This window comes from Nesterenkonia sp. DZ6, from assembly GCF_022565835.1.
Lineage (GTDB): Bacteria > Actinomycetota > Actinomycetes > Actinomycetales > Micrococcaceae > Nesterenkonia.
This window is the reverse complement of record NZ_JAJOYW010000003.1, coordinates 137885-156110: the sequence shown is the minus strand read 5'-3', so window position 1 is coordinate 156110 and position 18226 is coordinate 137885. Positions and strand designations below refer to the sequence as shown.

The following is an 18226-nucleotide window of genomic DNA, read 5'->3' as shown; positions in this document are numbered from 1 at the left end:
ATGTGGCAGGATCATCTCGAGCAGGGGGAGAGGAGCCGCTGGGTGAACGGGGCGAAGCGCAAAGGTGCCAGGCGGCCTTCGATGATCGACGTCGCCAAGCATGCCGGTGTCTCGCACCAGACCGTCTCCCGCGTGCTCAACGCCCCGGAGACGGTGCACCCGGACACCCGGGAGCGGATCGAACGTTCCATGCAGGCCCTGGGGTACCGGCGCAACAGCCAGGCCCGGGCGCTGAAGACCCAGAGCACCGGGCTGATCGGCGTGGTCAGCCAGGGCGACACCGACTTCGGGCCCACCCGGATGACCTGGGCCATCGAGAACGCGGCACGGCAGCGCGGCTACGCCACCGCGCTCAGCGTGGTCCGCGATCAGCGCGCCGAGACGGTGGACTCCACGCTGGACTTCTTCCTCAGCCACGGGATCGAGGGGATCGTGGTGATCACCCCGGTGCCGGCCCTGGCCGAGGCGGCCAAGCAGCTCTCCACCCGGGTCCCGCTGGTGCTGGTCACCTCCGGGCTGTGGCCCGCCGGGAACATGAACGTCGCCGGCATCGACCAGGAACTCGGCGCGCGCCGCGCCACCCAGCACCTGATCGATCGCGGGCACAAGTCGATCGCGCATATCGCCGGACCCATGGACTGGTTCGACGCCCGCGGTCGCGTGGTCGGGTGGCGGCAGGCGCTCGCCGTCGCGGATCTCAGCGCACCACGGATGATCCGGTCCTCCGGCTGGACAGCGGAGGCCGGCTACGACGCCGCCCAGCAGCTCTTCAGCGAGGCTCGACTGCCCGACGCGATCTTCGCCTCCAACGACTTCATCGCGCTGGGCCTGATCCGCGCGCTGGCCGAGCGCGGGCTCTCGGTGCCGGGGGACATCTCGGTGGTCGGGTTCGACGACGTCGACGCCGCCGGGTACTTCTCGCCGCCGCTGACCACGGTGCGCCAGCCCTTCGAAGAAGCCGGACGTGCGGCCCTGGAGCTGCTCCTCGACGTCAGCGACGGGCTGACCCACGTGCCGAACTTCATCTCCCCGGAGCTGATCACACGCGGTTCGACCGCCTTCCGCGACTGAGATAAAAATTTTGAGAAGGTCTTGACGCGCAAGGCGATGTTAACGTTAACATTGCTGAGACGTAGATCACGTGACTCAGGTCATGTTCACGTGCAGCTCGCGGCCATGCCCGGCCCGGAGCCAGATCCAGTGCAAGGAAGAACGGTGTTCCATGTCTGCTGCGGACGCGGTCGTCATCGGTGTCGACTACGGCACGCTCTCGGGACGGGCCCTGGTGGTCCGGGTCAGCGACGGCGCAGAGCTCGGCTCCGCCGTTCATGACTACGGCCACGCGGTCATGGACAGCCGACTCACCGCGCACCGCGGGGAGCCGCTGCCCCCGGAATGGGCGCTGCAGGTGCCCGGTGACTACGTCGACGTGCTGAAGACCGCGGTGCCTGAGGCGCTGCGCCAGGCCGGGGTCGCGGCCGAGAAGGTCATCGGCATCGCCACCGACTTCACCGCCTGCACCATGGTGCCCACCACGACCGAGGGCACCCCGCTGAGCGAGCTGCCCGAGTACGCCGACCGGCCCCACGCCTACGTGAAGCTCTGGAAGCACCACGCCGCCCAGGCCCAGGCCGACCGGATCAATGAGCTGGCCCATTCTCGCGGGGAATCCTGGATCCGACGCTACGGCGGATTCATCTCCTCCGAATGGGAGTTCGCCAAGGGTCTGCAGGTCCTCGAGGAGGACCCCGAGATCTACGCAGCGATGGACCACTGGGTGGAAGCCGCCGACTGGATCGTCTGGCAGCTGACCGGGGAATACGTGCGCAATGCCTGCACCGCCGGCTACAAGGGCATCTACCAGGACGGGACCTACCCGGACGCCGGCTTCCTCGCCGCCCTGAACCCGGAGTTCTCCGGCTTCGTGGCAGAGAAGCTCGACCACCGCATCGGCCAGCTCGGCGAGCGTGCCGGTGGGCTGAGCGCCACCGCGGCGGAGTGGACCGGGCTGCCCGAGGGCATCGCCGTCGCCGTCGGGAATGTGGACGCCCACGTCACTGCTCCGGCCGCCGACGCTGTGGCGCCCGGGCAGATGGTCGCGATCATGGGCACCTCCACCTGTCACGTGATGAACGGAGACCACCTGGCCGAGGTGCCGGGCATGTGCGGCGCCGTCCACGGCGGCATCACCGACGGGCTCTGGGGCTATGAGGCAGGACAGTCCGGCGTCGGCGACATCTTCGCCTGGTACGTGGAGAACCAGGTGCCGGGAAGTGTCAGCGCCGAGGCCGAGACCCGCGGCTTGAGCGTCCACGAGCTGCTCACCGAGAAGGCTGCGGCCCAGCCGGTCGGCGCCCATGGACTGGTCGCCCTGGACTGGCATTCGGGCAACCGCTCGGTGCTGGTGGATCACGAGCTCTCCGGGCTGGTGCTCGGCCAGACCCTGGCCACCAAGCCGGAGGACGGCTACCGCGCCCTGCTGGAGTCCACCGCCTTCGGCACCCGCACCATCATCGAGGCATTCAACGCTTCCGGCGTCCCGGTGACCGAGCTCGTCGTCGCCGGGGGACTGCTGCGCAACTCCTTCCTGATGCAGCTCTACGCCGACATCACCGGGCTTCCGATCTCGACCATCGTCTCCACCCAGGGGCCCGCGCTGGGCTCGGCCATCCACGCCGCGGTCGCCGCGGGCGCCTACCCGGACGCCTCCGCCGCCGGCGCCGTCATGGGCGGCCGCCGAAAGAACGCCTACACCCCACAGCCGGAGGCGGCCGCCGCATATGACGAGCTCTACGCCGAATACCGCGCGCTGCACGACCACTTCGGCCGCGGCGGCAACGACGTGATGCGCCGGCTCAAGGCCATCCGGCGCCGGGCACACCACCAGGAGGTCAGCGCATGAACGCCCTGCATCTGAACGCCTTCTCGGCCTCGGCCAGGGAGGCCATCGCTTCAGCCCGGGAGACCGTGGCCGGCCTGCATGCCGAGCTGCCCCGCAATGACCTGGTGGCCTGGACCGCGGGCAACGTCTCGGCGCGGGTGGACCTCTCTGAAGAGGCCGAAGAGCTCGCCGCCCACGCCTCGGAGCACGTCTCAGGTGAGACCTCGGGACTCTTCGTGATCAAACCCTCCGGGGTCAGCTATGACGAGCTGAGCCCGGGGAACATGGTGGTCTGCACTCTGGACGGGGTCAAGGTCGACGACGACACCTCCATCGGGCTCAGCCCCTCCTCCGACACCGCCGCCCACGCCTATGTGTACCGGCACATGCCCCACATCGGCGGGGTGGTCCACACCCATTCCCCGTATGCGACCTCCTGGGCCGCCCGGGGCGAAGCGATCCCGTGCGTGCTGACCATGATGGCCGATGAGTTCGGCGGAGACGTCCCCGTCGGGCCCTTCGCACTGATCGGGGACGACTCCATCGGCCGCGGCATCGTGGAGACCCTCCAGGCCTCCCGGTCGAAGGCGGTGCTGATGGACCGCCACGGTCCCTTCACCATCGGCGGTGATGCCAAGGAAGCGGTGAAGGCGGCGGTGCTCTGTGAAGAGGTCGCGCGCACCGTGCACCTCGCCCGCGCCTACGGGGAGCCGCAGCGGATCGCCCAGCACCAGATCGACGCGCTCTACGCGCGGTATCAGAACGTCTATGGACAGAAGGACCACGCATGAGCTTCCACACCCCGGCTTCCTCGCCTTTCGAGGGCAGGTCCATCTGGTTCCTCACCGGCTCCCAGGGCCTCTACGGGCCCGAGACCCTGGATCAGGTCGCCGAGCAGTCCCAGCAGGTCAGCGCCGCCCTCGACGGCGCGGACCAGATCCCGGTGGAGATCGTGTGGAAGCCGGTGCTCACCGAGCGCGACGCGATCCGCACCGCCGCGTTGGCGGCCAACGCCGATGAGAACTGCCTCGGGGTGATCGTGTGGATGCACACATTCTCCCCGGCGAAGATGTGGATCGCCGGGCTCGAGGCGCTGGCCAAGCCGCTGCTGCACTTCCATACCCAGGCGAACATGGCGCTGCCCTGGGGGCAGATCGACATGGACTTCATGAACCTGAACCAGGCCGCCCACGGGGACCGCGAGTTCGGCTACATCGCGACCCGCACCGGGGTGCGTCGGAAGACCGTGGTCGGACACAGCACCGACCCCCGGGTCCAGACCGAGGTGGGCACCTGGGCGCGCGCCGCCGCCGGGTGGAACGCGCTTCAGAACATGCGGGTGTGCCGGTTCGGGGACAACATGCGAAACGTCGCGGTCACCGAGGGGGACAAGACCGAGGCCGAGATCCGGCTGGGCACCTCGATCAACACCTGGGCGGTCAACGACCTGGTGACACGCGTCGAGGCCGTGTCCGAAGAAGAGGTGCAGGCGCTGCTGGCCGAGTATGACGCCCACTACGACGTCGCCGCTGAACTCCAGGCCGGCGGTGAGCGTCGGGAGTCGCTGGCCTACGCGGCCCGCCAGGAGGCCGGGATGCGCTCCTTCCTCCAAGAGGGCGGGTTCTCCGCGTTCACCACCAACTTCGAAGACCTCGGCGGGCTGCGCCAGCTTCCCGGGCTGGCCGTGCAGCGGCTGATGTCGGCCGGCTACGGCTTCGGCGCGGAGGGGGACTGGAAGACCGCCCTGCTGGTCCGCGCGGCGAAGGTCATGGGGCACGGTCTGCCCGGGGGCGCCTCGCTGATGGAGGACTACACCTACGAGATGACCCCGGGGAAGGAGAAGATCCTCGGTGCGCACATGCTCGAGATCTGCCCCTCGCTGACCACGTCGACCCCGCGGATCGAGATCCACCCGCTGGGCATCGGGGGCCGGGAGGACCCGGTGCGGATGGTCTTCGACACCGATCCAGGCGAGGGCCTCGTCGTCGCCATGTCTGATCTGCGCGAACGCTTCCGGCTCACCGCGAACCTGGTGGACCTGGTTCCCCCGGACGAGCCGCTGCCGAATCTTCCGGTGGCCCGTGCGGTGTGGGAGCCGCGTCCAGATTTCGCGACCTCTGCGACCTGCTGGCTCACCGCCGGGGCTGCGCACCACACGGTGCTCTCCACCGGCGCCGGAGTCCAGGCCTTCGAGGATCTGGCCGAGATCGCTGGGATGGAGCTGGCGATCATCGATGCGGCCACCACCGCCCGCGGGTTCGCCAAAGAGCTGCGCTTCAACGCCGCCTACCACCGACTTGCGCAGGGACTCTAGCCCAGCGCGCACATGACCCACTCATTCGCACCACGTGTCTACCGCAGGGGCAGGCACGAAACCCAGGAGGAAAAAATCATGCAGAACCGATCAATGAAGATGCTGGGCGTCTCGGCCGCCCTGGTTTTGGGTCTCACCGCATGTGCGGGAGGCGGCGCTGGCAGTGAAGGCGGAGACGACACCGGCGGCGGAGACGCCGCACCCGAGGACATGACCGTCGGCGTGTCGATGCCGACGCAGACCTACGAGCGCTGGCTCAACGACGGCGCGGCCGTGGAGGACGGCCTGGAAGAGCTCGGCTACAACGCGGACCTGCAGTACGCCGACGACGACATCCCCACCCAGCAGCAGCAGATCGACCAGATGATCACCCAGGACATGGACGCGCTGATCATCGCCTCCATCGACGGCTCGGCGCTGACCAGCCAGCTCGACGCCGCCGATGCCGCGGGGATCCCGGTGATCTCCTACGACCGACTGCTCACCAACAGCGAGAACGTCGACTTCTACGTCACCTTCGACAACTTCGCCGTGGGCCAGGAGCAGGCCAATGCGCTGCTCTACGGCCTCGGAATCCTGGATGAGGACTTCGAGCCCGCCGATGACGCCCCGGAGGAGACGCTGAACGTCGAGCTCTTCGCCGGCTCCCTCGATGACAACAACGCGCGGTTCTTCTGGGACGGCGCGATGGACGTGCTCGAGCCCTATATCGAGGATGAGACCATCGCTGTTCCCTCGGGTCAGACCACGATCGACCAGGCGGCCACCCAGCGCTGGGAGCAGGAGACCGCCCAGGAGCGCATGGAGAACCTGCTCACGAGCACCTACCGCGGTGAGGAGGAGCTGCACGGCGTGCTCTCCCCGGCGGATCCGCTCTCCCGCGGCATCATCAACGCCCTGCGCAGCGACGGGCTGGGAGACACCATCGAAGACGGTCTGCCGATCGTGACCGGTCAGGACGCCGAGATCGCCACGGTCTCGCTGATCGCCGAAGGCGTGCAGCACTCCACCATCTTCAAGGACACCCGCCTGCTCGCCGAGCAGGCCGTCAACGCGGCGGACACCTTCCTCAACGGGGAAGAGCCCGAGGCCAATGACACCGAGAGCTACGACAACGGCTCCGCCGTCATCCCCTCCTACCTGCTGCCGGTGGAGATGATCCTGCAGGAGAACTACGAGGAGATCCTCGTGGACTCCGAGTACTACACCGAGGAGCAGGTCGAGTCCGGCCAGCAGTGACCCTGATGTGGCGCTGAGCCCGATCTACCACTGAGCTGAGCACCGCTCAGCAGTCTCACCGGTCGGGTCCGGGGTGGAAGCCCCGGGCCCGACCTTCTGCAGAGGTCCTAAGGAGGGCCCATGAACGAGAACATCCTCGAGATGCGCTCCATCACCAAGACGTTCCCAGGGGTGGTGGCGCTGGACGACGTGAACCTTCAGGTGCGTCGGGGGGAGATCCACGCGGTCTGTGGCGAGAACGGCGCAGGAAAGTCCACCCTGATGAAGGTGCTCTCCGGGGTCCACCCGGCGGGGACCTACGAGGGCGAGATCCACTTCGAGTCCAAACAGGTGAGCTTCGCCTCGCTCAACGAGTCCGAGGCTCTCGGCATCGTCATCATCCACCAGGAGCTCGCGCTGGTGCCGCATCTCTCCGTGGCGGAGAACATCTTCCTGGGCAACGAGAAGAGCCGCGCAGGAATCATCAACTGGCACGAGGTCAATCTGGAGGCTGCGGCCCTGCTGGACAAGGTCGGTCTGCGTGAGAACCCGGTCACCCCTGTGGGCCACCTCGGCGTGGGCAAGCAGCAGCTGGTGGAGATCGCCAAGGCACTGAGCAAGAACGTCAAGCTGCTGATCCTCGACGAGCCCACGGCGGCATTGAACGACGATGACTCCGCCCACCTGCTCGGTCTCATCCGAGATCTGCGGGAGGAAGGTGTCACCTGCATCATCATCTCGCACAAGCTCGGCGAGATCGCGGCGGTGGCCGACTCCACCACCGTGATCCGTGATGGCAGCACCGTGGAGACCATCGACATGGCCGAAGCCACTCGCAACGGTGAGGATCTCACTCGCCGGATCATCCGCGGCATGGTCGGCCGGGACATGGAGAACATGTACCCGGGGCGCGATGTGACGCTGGGCGAGGAGGTCTTTCGAGTGGAGGACTGGCACGTCAGCCACCCGACGCAGCGGGAACGCAAGGTCGTCGACGGTGCCTCGCTGAACGTCCGCGCCGGGGAGGTCGTCGGCATCGCCGGCCTCATGGGCGCCGGCCGCACCGAGCTGGCGATGAGCGTCTTCGGGAAGTCCTACGGGCGCGACATCAGCGGCACCGTCTATATGCACAAGAAGCCGGTCAAGGTGGACAGCGTCGCGGACGCGATCAAGGCGGGCATCGCCTACGTCAGCGAGGATCGCAAGCGCTACGGGCTCAACCTGATCGATGACATTCGCCGCAATATCACCGCGGCGGCACTGAAGCGGGTCGCCCCGCGAGGGTGGATCAACGACAACGAGGAGATCGCGGTCGCCGAGCGCTACCGCACCTCGATGAACATCAAGGCACCGACTGTCATGTCGGTCATCGGCAAGCTCTCCGGAGGCAACCAGCAGAAGGTGGTGCTGAGCAAGTGGCTCTACACCGAGCCCGAGCTGCTGATCCTGGACGAGCCGACCCGAGGCATCGACGTCGGCGCGAAGTACGAGATCTATTCGATCATCAACAAACTGGCCGCCTCGGGGAAGGCGATCATCGTCATCTCCTCAGAGCTGCCCGAGGTGCTGGGCATGTGTGACCGCGTCTACACGCTGTCCGCAGGCCGCATCACCGGGCAGCTTCCCGTGGAAGACGCCACCCAGGAGCGCCTCATGGAGCTCATGACTATGGAGAGGGACTGAGGCATGACCGGTACATCTAATCTCATCGAGCTCATGACGCGGAATCTGCGTCAGAGCGGCATCTACATCGCCTTCGTGTTCATCGTCCTGCTCTTTACGGTGCTCACCGGTGGCACGCTGCTGAGCCCTGGGAACATCACGAACCTTGTGCTGCAGTACTCGTACATCCTGATCCTGGCGATCGGCATGGTGATGATCATCGTCGCCGGTCACATCGACCTCTCCGTAGGTTCGGTGGTGGCGCTCACCGGGGCGGTGGCCGCCGTCGTCGTGATCCGTGAGGGAATGCCCTGGTGGGTCGGCATCATCGCCGCACTCATCACCGGTGTCCTGGTGGGCATCTGGCAGGGCTTCTGGGTGGCGATCGTGGGGATCCCGGCGTTCATCGTGACCCTGGCCGGCATGCTGATCTTCCGCGGGCTCGCCATGCAGGTGCTGGACAACGTCTCGCTCTCCCCGTTCCCCAACGAGTACCGGCAGATCTCCGGCGGCTTCCTCAACGGCCTGCTCGGTGGTCCCGGCTATGACGTGTTCACCCTGCTGATCTTCGCGCTGGCAGCAGTCGGCTTCGGCGTCCAGCAGTGGCGGGTGCGGATGCGCAAGCTCGAGTACAAGCAGCCTGTGGAGGCGCTGTGGCTCTTCGCCGTGAAGGTGCTCCTGGTGACTGCTGTGATCATGGCCTTCGGCTGGCAGCTGGCCAATGCGCGCGGCATGCCGATCGTGCTGATCCTGCTCGCCGCACTGGTGCTGATCTACGGATTCGTCACCCAGCGCACCGTCTTCGGGCGCCACATCTACGCCATGGGCGGCAACCTCGAGGCCGCCAAGCTCTCCGGCGTGAAGACCAAGCGGGTGAACTTCATGCTCTTCGTCAACATGGGCGTGCTGGCGGCCATCGCCGGCATCGTCTACTCGGCGCGGTCCAACTCGGCGCAGCCGGCGGCTGGCAACATGTTCGAGCTCGACGCGATCGCTGCGGCGTTCATCGGCGGCGCGGCGGTCACCGGCGGCGTCGGCAAGGTCCAGGGCGCCATTATCGGCGGCCTGATCATGGCCGTGATGTCCAACGGCATGCAGATCCTGGGGATCGACCAGTCCACCCAGAACGTCGTCCGCGGCGTGGTGCTGGTGCTGGCCGTGGCCTTCGACGTCTGGAGCAAGAAGCGGTCATCTGTGAGCAGCTGACGCCGCTCGGAGGTAGACCCGGTGAGGCCATCGAGTGTGCGATCTGGGCAGGTCTTCCGGCCGGTCAGGCCCGGGGCAGGCCCCAAACCAACCAAAACCGCGGCAGGGCGGGGGGGGTTGGGGGGCCGTTCTCCCGGCGTGTCGGGCGGTTCCGGCCCCTGCCCCCACACTCGACGGCGACTGGGCGAGGTGCCTCACTGTGACGCCGCCTGCTTCTGGAAGTATGAGGGAATGAACATCGATTCCGCACGGCACACATCGGTAGTAGTCAGCGGTTGGGCCCCGGTCGACGAGCGGCGACTCTTCCTCGGCGAGGGCGCGCGCTTCCTGGAGACCGGCATCAGCCCGGTCCCGCAGCAGGAGCAGCCGGGCACCGCCCAGCACCCCTTCGTGCTGGTCGACATCATGGACGGCTGCCTGTACTCCACCTCGGCCGAACCCGGCGCCGGACTGACCCTGCAGGGGCGTGTCCAGGAGCCGCTCGGCGCGGTGGCCCCGGTGCGTCAGCACAGCTGCGCCCCCGACGGCCGCTGGGTCGCCGCGCTCGGCAAGGGCCTGGCCCTGCTGGATCGCTCAGCCACCGGTGAGCTGGAGGTCGTCGAAACGCTGGGTCAACCTGCCGCGGACCGGTCCTCGGTGCCGCTGCGGATGAACGACGCCGTCGCCGACCCGCACGGCCGCTTCTGGGCCGGCGCCATGGCCTATGACGGCGAGGCCGGGCAGGGCTTCCTGCTGCGCCTGGACCCCGATGGGTCCATCCACATCGTGCTCGAGGACCTGGCCATTCCCAACGGGCCGGCCTTCAGCGCCGACGGCAAGACCATGTACCTCTCCGACACCCCCACCGGGTGGATCCGCCGCTACCGGGTGGACATCTCCACCGGTGAGCTCGACGCCGGCGAGGACTTCATCCACATCAGCGAGGGCGGCCCCGACGGGATGACCGTCGACGCCGAGGACTGCCTCTGGTCCGCCGTCTGGGGCGCCTCCGCCCTGCACCGCTACTCCGCGGAGGGGGAGCTGCTCGAACGGATCCCGGTCCCGGTGCGGCAGCCCACCAGCATCGCGCTCAGCGCGGCACCGCCGTACCGGGTGATGGTCACCTCCGCCACCGAAGGCCTGGAAGAACCCGCCGACCACGACGGCCGAGTGATCACCGCCGAGGTCAGCGTGGCAGGCCGCCCCGCAGTCAGCCATCTGCGCAGCTCCGCGCAGGAGCCCCAGGTCAACTGGGCCGGGAACCTGACGTACTCCGCGGCCCGGTTGGAACGTCCACGCTCCCTGGAGGAGCTTGCCCGTCTGGTCGCTGAGTCTGCACAGGTCAAGGCCTTGGGCAGCCGGCACAGCTTCAGCTCCGTGGCAGACACCACCGGCACCCTGATCGAGCTCACTGCCATGCCGCGGATCTTCACCCTGGACGCGCAGGCGCGCACCGTCACCTTCGACGCGGCCACCCGCTACGGAGACCTCGCCGCCGCGCTGCAGGCCGAGGGATGGGCACTGCCGAACATGGCCTCGCTGCCGCACATCACCGTGGCCGGCTCGGTGGCCACCGGCACGCACGGTTCCGGTGACCGCAACCCGCCGCTGGCCTCCTCGGTGCGCAGCCTGGACCTGGTCCTCGCCGACGGCAGCGTGCACACCTTCAGCCGCGGCGACGCAGACTTCGACGGCGCGGTGGTCAGCCTCGGTGCCCTGGGCGTGGTCACCACGCTGACCCTCGACGTCGTCCCCAGCTTTGAGGTGCGCCAGGACATCTATGACGGGGTCAGCTGGGAGGGCGTGCTGGAGAACTTCGAGGAGCTCACCAAGGCGGCCTACAGCGTGAGCCTGTTCACCCGCTGGGCCGGAGAGGACTTCGGACTGGTCTGGATGAAGTCCACCGAAGAGCCTCCGGCGGAGGTGCTCGGCGTCGCCGCCCGGCGCGAGGACATCGGGCTGGCCGGAGGGCCCCCGGAGTTCGCCACCGAGCAGGGTGGGCGGTGGGGCAGCTGGGACCAGCGCCTGCCGCACTTCCGGCTGGACTTCACCCCCAGCAACGGCGATGAGCTGCAGAGCGAGTACCTGCTTCCACGCGAGCACGCCGTGGAGGGGCTGCGCAGGATGCGCGCCCTCGCCGCGGAGATCGAGCCGCTGCTGCTGATCAGCGAGATCCGCACGATGACAGCCGATGAGCAGTGGATGAGCGGCGCCTCAGGCCGGGAGACCGTCGGGTTCCACTTCACCTGGCTCCAGCGTGAAGCGGAGGTGGCCGCGCTGCTGCCACGCCTGGAGGAGCAGCTGCTGCCGCTCGGAGCCCGGCCGCACTGGGGCAAACGCTTCGCCACCACCGACATCGCCAGCTTCTACCCGCGGGTCGGGGACTTCACGCGCCTGGCTGAGAGGCTCGACCCGCAGGGCACGTTCCGCAATGCGTTCCTGAACGAGCTGCTCTTCGGCTCGGAGCCGCGCAGCTAGGACATCACCGACCGCAGGGCACCAGCCAACCAGGGCGTCGCCGACGCCGGAGAGTGAGACGCACATGTGGTTCGATACGTGGTCAGACCTGGGCCGGGTGCTGCTGATCGGCATGGCCGCCTACGCGGTGCTGATCCTGGTGATCCGCCTGTCGGGGAAGCGGACGCTGAGCCAGCTCAATGCCTTCGACTTCATCGTCACGGTGGCTCTCGGCTCCGTGCTGGCGACCATCCTGCTCAGCAGCGACGTCTCCTGGTCCGAAGGTGCGCTGGCGCTGGTTCTGCTCGCGAGTCTGCAGTTCGTCCTTGCCTGGATCTCTGCCCGAGCCCCGAAGTTCCGGACGCTCATCACGGCCCGTCCCGCCGTGGTGTTCCACGAGGGGCAGATGCAGCAGGAAGAGCTGCGCCGGAACCGGCTCTCGGCCTCGGAGGTGCACCAGGCCATTCGCAGCAGCGGCTCGGGAGACCTGAGCAGCATCGCCGCCGTCGTGCTCGAGACCAACGGCACGCTCAGTGTGATCTCGACGCAGAACATCGGTGACAGCTCAGCCCTGAGCGACCTTGACTGAGCACCCGCGCGGAACCTCCGGGTCGAAGCACCCGGGCCGAGCCGGGCCCCCGGAAGGTTCAAATGGCATTCGTTGCGCGGTGACGCAGCGCGCATTCAGGTGCCGCCGAGGAGCCCGGTTGACCGATTCGACCGAAGTTCACCAGCCCAGCTTGCGGCCTGCCGGCCGCCCCGATCGAGGTCCACGGCACCGAAGGCTCGATCGCGGTCCCACGCTCGGCCGCGCCCTGGGTCTGCATGTGCTCGAAGTGATGGCCGGGGTGTTCACCGCCGCTGAGACCGAAGCACCGGTGAACATCGCCTCCCGGGCGGATCGCCCGAGTGCGGTCCCGCTGGATCTTCGATGAGCGGGTGTCGTACTGAGGGGGGTCACCTGTAGATGACCAGGTGGTGGGCTTCTGGCCGGTTCGGTGGCATCGTGAGAGCCAAGTACGACATCAGATGCGCGTCATCACGTACCGCCCACAGTCCTGAGACCGGCCTAGGAGCATTCAATGGTTCAGCGTCAACTGCCCAAGCCGCGCGACATCGCGCCGCTGATGAAGTTCAAGAAGTTCGACTTCAACGCCTCCCGCCGACGGCTCGCCGCGGCGCTGACCATCGAGGATCTGCACAAGATCGCCAAGCGGCGCACCCCGAAGGCCGCATTCGACTACACCGACGGCGCCGCCGAAGGCGAGTTCTCGCTGACCCGGGCGCGGGAGGCGTTCCAGGACATCGAGTTCAACCCTTCGATCCTGCGCGATGTCTCGCAGGTCGACACCTCCTGTGAGATCTTCGGCGGGACCTCCGCGCTGCCCTTCGGGATCGCCCCGACCGGGTTCACCCGGCTGATGCAGACCGAGGGCGAGATCGCCGGGGCCACCGCGGCCGGGGCGGCGGGGATCCCGTTCACCCTCTCCACGCTGGGCACCACGTCCATCGAGGCGGTCAAAGAGGCGAACCCGCACGGACGCAACTGGTTCCAGCTCTATGTGATGAAGGACCGGGAGATCTCTTATGACCTCACCGAACGCGCTGGCAAGGCCGGGTTCGACACGCTGTTCTTCACCGTGGACACCCCGGTGGCCGGGGCCCGGCTCCGGGACAAGCGCAACGGGTTCTCGATCCCGCCGCAGCTGAGCCTGGGCACCGTTCTCAACGCGATCCCGCGGCCCTGGTGGTGGTATGACTTCCTGACCACCCCGCCGCTGGAGTTCGCCTCGCTGACCTCCACCGGGGGCACGGTGGGGGAGATGCTGGACAAGGCGATGGACCCCTCGATCAGCTTCGATGACCTGAAGATCATCCGCGACCTGTTCCCCGGCAAGCTGGTGGTCAAGGGGGTCCAGAACGTCGAAGACGCGAAGAAGCTCGCGGGCCTCGGGGTGGACGGGATCGTGCTCTCGAACCACGGTGGCCGGCAGCTGGACCGAGCCCCGGTGCCGTTCCACCTGTTGCCCGAGGTGGTGCGCGAGGTCGGGGAGGATCTCGAGGTGACCATCGACACCGGGATCATGAACGGCGCGGACATCGTGGCCTCGATCGCTTTGGGCGCGAAGTTCACCCTGATCGGGCGGGCGTATCTCTACGGACTGATGGCCGGTGGTCGGGCCGGGGTGGATCGGACGATCGAGATCCTGGCTGATCAGGTCGAGCGCACCATGAAGCTGCTGGAGGTGCCGAACCTCGCGGAGCTCCAGCCCAAGCACGTGACCCAGCTCGAACGCCTGGTCCCCCGCGCCCGCTGATGCTGCCCACCCTTCCCGGGTGGTTGAGTTCTCCGGTGGTTATGTTGCGACCGGATTACTCAACCGCCCGGGAGGAGTGGGGGCTCAGCGCTTGGACTTGCGGTACCCGGCGTTGCGGGCGGCGGCTTCGGTTGCGAAGCACTCCTCGGGCTTGGTCCGGGTGTAGTAGGCCCCGCTGGGCACGTGGTAGATCCCGGAGTCCGCGTTGCCCTTGACCGGGTAGCCCTTCGGGCAGTGGAAGGTCGAGGACGTGATCTGCACGCTGGTCGCCTTCTTCACCGCCGCGGTCGACGCCGAGGTGCGGGTCAGGGTGGTGTGCCCGGACTTCTTGCCGGTCACCCGCACCGAGAGCTTCTTGCCCTGGTGGGCGTTGGCGACCTTATAGGTCCGGCTGGTCGCCCCCTTGATCGAGGTGCCGTCGGCGCGCCACTGGTAGGAGAACGACGTCGAGGGCGTCCAGGTCCCGACGCTGGCCGAGACGGTCTTCCCGGTGACGGCCGAGCCGGTCACCCGAGGGGCGGAGGATCGCGCCACCTTCAGCGTGGCCGCCGAGGTCTTCGACGCCGTGGCGTATCCGGAGCGCTTTCCGGTCACCTGCACGGTGATCCGTTTTCCCTGCTGCGCGGTGCTCGGGGTGAAGGTGCTTCGCGTCGCGCCGCTGATCGCCCTGTCCTCGGCGTGCCAGCGGTAGCTCAGCGAGGTCCCGCTGGTCCAGGCGCCCGGCCTCGCGATGAGCTTCGTACCCACGGCGGCCGCACCGGAGATCGCAGGAGTGGGAGCCCGCAGGGTCTTCGCCGCGGGGCGGCTCGTGGTGGGCGCGACGGCGGGCGCGGCTGAGATCATCGACGACGCCGGGGCCCCGGTCACCTGGACCGCTGCCGGCGCGGAGGCGCTGAGCACGGAGTGGGTGAGCTGCGTCGTCGTCGCTGGGGGCGGCGCGGAGGCGCCGATCAGAGTGGCGGCCAATACGGTGGTGGTCAGGACCGTGGTGATGGTCCGCCAATGCTGGGAGGTCCCCATGGCATTCGTCTCCAGTGTGAGGCGTCCACTGCGCGGAACGGGGCGGCACCCGGATCTGCTCCTGAACAGAGTGATCATATAGTCAAACAAGCCGATATCCACCCGCCCGTGGACCCCAATCCCTCCCGGCTGGTTGAGTTTTCTGGCGGGAACGTATCCACCGGAGAACTCAACCACCCAGGATGGTGGGGCGGGCGGGGTTCTAGGCCGGTGTCGCAGGGCTTCACGACCCTGCCAGGAACCGCGTTTCATGCGACCATGGACAAGGTCTGATACTCCACACATTTCGAGAGTGAGGCGGGAGCACCGCATGGTGAATGCACCCCTGCACATCATCACCCTGGTCAAATGGGTCCCCGATGCCCAGCTGGAGCGCCGGTACGACGCCGAGGGGCGCATCGACCGCTCCGAGGGCGTGCTCAGCGAACTGGATGAATACCCGCTGGAGGCCGCGCTGCAGCTGCGCGAGGCCGCCCAGGACCGTGAGGTCCGGGTCACCGCGCTGACCATGGGCCCCGCCGGATCCAGCACCGCCGTGAAGAAGGCCCTGCAGATCGGCGCCGACGACGCCTACCAGCTCACCGACGAGGCCCTGATCGGGGCAGACATCTGGGCCAGCTCCGTGGCGCTGAAGGCCGCCGTGGAGGCCGTCGCGGGAGCCGGCGAGTTCGACTCCGGCGAGCCCGAGTACCTGGTGCTCACCGGCATGGCCTCCGAGGAGGGTGAGTCCGGCGCGATCCCCGCCCAGCTGGCTGAACGTCTTGGCGCCCACGTGGTCACCTACGCCACCAGCCTCGAGCTGGCGCCGGACCGGCTGCTCGTCACCCGCTCCGGCGGCACCGAGTCGCAGAAGGTCGCGGTGCGGATGCCCGCCGTCGTCTCGGTCACCGATCAGGCCAACGACCCGCGCTACCCCAACTTCAAGGCCATCATGGCGGCGAAGAAGAAGCCGCTGACCCGATGGAACCTCGCCGACATCGGGCTGCGCCCCGAGGAGGTCACCGCGAAGGTCCGCGTGCTGACCACCACGGCGCGCCCGCCGCGCACAGCGGGAGAGATCATCATCGATGAAGGGGACGCCGGCCTGAAGGTCGTCGAATTCCTGGCGAAGGAGCGTCTGCTGTGAGCAATGTCCTGGTCTTCTTCGATGAGCTCGGCGACGCGCTGAGCCCGGCACAGCGCGAGCTGATCGCCCAGGCGCAGTCGCTGGGCGATGTCCATGTGGCCGTCGGCGCCTACCAGGGGGATCCCACCCCGGCGCTGGCGATCAGCGACATCGGCGAGGTCTACTTCGCCGAGAGCAGCCTGCCCGCCCCCGAGGTCGCCGTGGTGGACCTGCTCGAGACCGCCGTCGCCGAATGCGGCGCCGAGGTCATCCTGGGCTCCTCCACCGCAGACATCACCGACGCCCTGGCCCGACTCGCCGTCCGGCTGGACACCGGGATCATCTGCGGCGTCGGGGCGCTCAACGGCGAGCTGGTCGCCACGAAGTCCGAGCTGGCCGGCTCCTACACCACGATGTCCCAGCTCATCCCCGCCCCGGGCCGGCCGCTCGTCGCGACCTTCAAGCCGAACAACCTCGACCCGCAGCGCGTCGACGCGCTCCTGCACGCCGGGGATCAGCCCGACGGCACGGTGCTGCCGGTGCGGCCCTCCGTCGGCGGCGTCGAGATCCTCGAACGCACCGCTCTGAGCGTCTCCGCACGCCCCGCCCTGGCCGAGGCGCGCGTGGTCGTCGCCGGCGGCCGCGGCGTCGAAGGTGACTTCACCGCGTTGGAGGAGCTCGCGGACGAGCTCGGCGCGGGACTGGGCGCCTCTCGCGCAGCCACCGACGCCGGCTGGATCGAACACGCCGCCCAGGTGGGCCAGACCGGGGTCACCGTCTCCCCGCAGCTCTACATCTCCGCAGGCATCTCCGGGGCGATCCAGCAGCGCGCCGGCATGCAGACCGCGGGCACCATCGTGGCGATCAACAAGGATGAGGACGCCCCGGTCTTCGAGATCGCCGACTTCGGCGTGGTGGGGGACCTGCATGATGTCATCCCGCAGATGATCGAGGAGCTGCGCCGGCGCAGGGGATGACCCCGCGCGGCCGCACCGCACCAGAGCCGGCCTCACGGGAGTCCCGGCACGCCCACGCTCACCACGCCGATCACGCTCGGAGAAGACACATGCCTCACCCCACCAAGGCTCGCTTCGCGCTGGGCCCCGCCCTGATGTTCTGCCCGGCCAGTCGCCCCGAGTTCTTCGTGAAGGCCGCCGGGTCTGCTGACGCCGTGATCATCGATCTCGAGGATGCCGTGATCTCCGGGGAGAAGGACATCGCCCGGAACAACATGGTGCAGGCGCTGAACTGGGGAGACCAGTCTCTCGACCCGCGGCGGACCCTGGTGCGGGTCAACGCGCCGGCCTCGGGCGAGCTGGAGGAGGACCTGCGCGCGATCTCCGGCACCGAGATCAGCCATGTGGTCATCGCCAAGGCCGAACGGACCGAGGTCCTCGACCAGGTCGCCGCAGCGCTGCCCGGCGTCGGGCTGATCCCGCAGATCGAGACCCCGGTGGGGGTGCTCAACGACCTGGCCCTGGCCCAGCACCCGGCCACCGTGGCGCTGCTCTGGGGGACCGAGGACCTGATCGCCGGCATCGGCGGGACCACCTCGCGCAACAACGACGGCTCGCAGCGCGAGATCATCCGCTTCACCCGCAACCGGCTGCTGCTCACCGCCGGCGCCGTGGGGGTGCCGATCATCGACGCCGTCTTCACCCGGGTCCCTGACCTGCAGCGCCTGGCCGTGGAGACCGAGGACGCCTGCGCCTCCGGGTTCATCGGCAAGGCCTGCATCCACCCCAAGCAGATCGCCCCGATCCGCAAGGCCTATACGCCCACCGCCAGCGACCTGGAATGGGCCAAAGGCGTCATCGCCGCCTTCGAGAACGCCGCCGGACTGGCACCCGGCGCCGGGCATCGGGCGGACCCGGAGCTCGCCGGCGCGTTCAGCTTCCGCGGTGAGATGATCGACATGCCGGTGATCATCCAGGTCCAGCGCATCCTCACCCGCTTCGAGTCCATCGGCAAAGTCGCCTGAGCCTCGCCGCACCGCACCGCCCGCCTCGCCCCACCCGCCCGCTCGCCTGAGTCTCAGCGCAGGCTCCCCGCACCGCCCGAAAGGT

Annotated in this window: 15 protein-coding genes; 14 read left to right on the top strand and 1 reads right to left on the bottom strand. The window is 68.3% G+C overall.

All coding sequences use genetic code 11. From position 1 onward, the window contains the following. The first annotated feature begins 42 nt into the window (after positions 1-42). From LTH93_RS09220 to LTH93_RS09165, 11 genes are all read left to right on the top strand, one after another. A complete protein-coding gene (locus LTH93_RS09220) occupies positions 43-1071 on the top strand; it encodes a LacI family DNA-binding transcriptional regulator (RefSeq protein ID WP_241470778.1) in 1029 nt (342 codons plus the stop codon). 151 nt (positions 1072-1222) lie between these two features. After that, positions 1223-2902, top strand: coding sequence for a ribulokinase (gene araB, locus LTH93_RS09215; protein ID WP_241465718.1), 1680 nt, complete (start codon positions 1223-1225; stop codon positions 2900-2902). Further along, positions 2899-3672 carry an L-ribulose-5-phosphate 4-epimerase gene (locus LTH93_RS09210; protein WP_241465719.1) on the top strand — a complete coding sequence of 258 codons (774 nt, stop codon included), beginning with the start codon at positions 2899-2901 and terminating at the stop codon, positions 3670-3672. The genes araB and LTH93_RS09210 overlap by 4 nt, the downstream gene beginning before the upstream one ends. After that, positions 3669-5195, top strand: a complete 1527-nt coding sequence (gene araA / locus LTH93_RS09205) for an L-arabinose isomerase (protein WP_241470777.1) — start codon at positions 3669-3671, stop codon at positions 5193-5195. The genes LTH93_RS09210 and araA overlap by 4 nt, the downstream gene beginning before the upstream one ends. Before the next feature lie 78 nt (positions 5196-5273). Further along, on the top strand, positions 5274-6434 hold the full coding sequence (gene chvE, locus LTH93_RS09200; protein ID WP_241470776.1) for a multiple monosaccharide ABC transporter substrate-binding protein: 1161 nt from the start codon (positions 5274-5276) through the stop codon (positions 6432-6434). 120 nt (positions 6435-6554) lie between these two features. Then, positions 6555-8096 carry a multiple monosaccharide ABC transporter ATP-binding protein gene (gene mmsA / locus LTH93_RS09195; protein WP_241470775.1) on the top strand — a complete coding sequence of 514 codons (1542 nt, stop codon included), beginning with the start codon at positions 6555-6557 and terminating at the stop codon, positions 8094-8096. A 3-nt stretch (positions 8097-8099) separates the two neighbouring features. Beyond that, positions 8100-9281 (top strand): multiple monosaccharide ABC transporter permease, encoded by a 1182-nt coding sequence (gene mmsB, locus LTH93_RS09190; protein WP_241470774.1) that lies wholly within the window; start codon positions 8100-8102, stop codon positions 9279-9281. A gap of 231 nt (positions 9282-9512) precedes the next feature. Further along, positions 9513-11738 (top strand): SMP-30/gluconolactonase/LRE family protein, encoded by a 2226-nt coding sequence (locus LTH93_RS13505; RefSeq protein WP_370642737.1) that lies wholly within the window; start codon positions 9513-9515, stop codon positions 11736-11738. 64 nt (positions 11739-11802) lie between these two features. Beyond that, positions 11803-12306: a DUF421 domain-containing protein gene (locus LTH93_RS09175; RefSeq protein ID WP_241470773.1), complete on the top strand. Its 504-nt coding sequence runs from the start codon at positions 11803-11805 to the stop codon at positions 12304-12306. Positions 12307-12424: 118 nt separating this feature from the next. Further along, on the top strand, positions 12425-12652 hold the full coding sequence (locus tag LTH93_RS09170) for a hypothetical protein (protein ID WP_241470772.1): 228 nt from the start codon (positions 12425-12427) through the stop codon (positions 12650-12652). Positions 12653-12799: 147 nt separating this feature from the next. Further along, positions 12800-14035: an alpha-hydroxy acid oxidase gene (locus LTH93_RS09165; RefSeq protein ID WP_241470771.1), complete on the top strand. Its 1236-nt coding sequence runs from the start codon at positions 12800-12802 to the stop codon at positions 14033-14035. Positions 14036-14119: 84 nt separating this feature from the next. Here the strand turns inward: LTH93_RS09165 and LTH93_RS09160 are convergent, their stop codons facing one another. After that, positions 14120-15055: a sunset domain-containing protein gene (locus tag LTH93_RS09160; RefSeq protein ID WP_241470770.1), complete on the bottom strand. Its 936-nt coding sequence runs from the start codon at positions 15053-15055 to the stop codon at positions 14120-14122. Between the two features lie 310 nt (positions 15056-15365). On the opposite strand from LTH93_RS09160, the gene LTH93_RS09155 reads away from it, so the two are divergent. The 3 genes from LTH93_RS09155 (at position 15366) to LTH93_RS09145 (ending at position 18141) form a co-directional block, all read left to right on the top strand. Next, entirely contained in the window at positions 15366-16181 is an 816-nt protein-coding gene (locus LTH93_RS09155) for an electron transfer flavoprotein subunit beta/FixA family protein (protein WP_241465728.1), read from the top strand. Then, a complete protein-coding gene (locus LTH93_RS09150) occupies positions 16178-17137 on the top strand; it encodes an electron transfer flavoprotein subunit alpha/FixB family protein (RefSeq protein WP_241465730.1) in 960 nt (319 codons plus the stop codon). The genes LTH93_RS09155 and LTH93_RS09150 overlap by 4 nt, the downstream gene beginning before the upstream one ends. Positions 17138-17226: 89 nt before the next feature. Next, entirely contained in the window at positions 17227-18141 is a 915-nt protein-coding gene (locus LTH93_RS09145) for an HpcH/HpaI aldolase/citrate lyase family protein (protein ID WP_241465731.1), read from the top strand. Positions 18142-18226 lie beyond the last annotated feature (85 nt).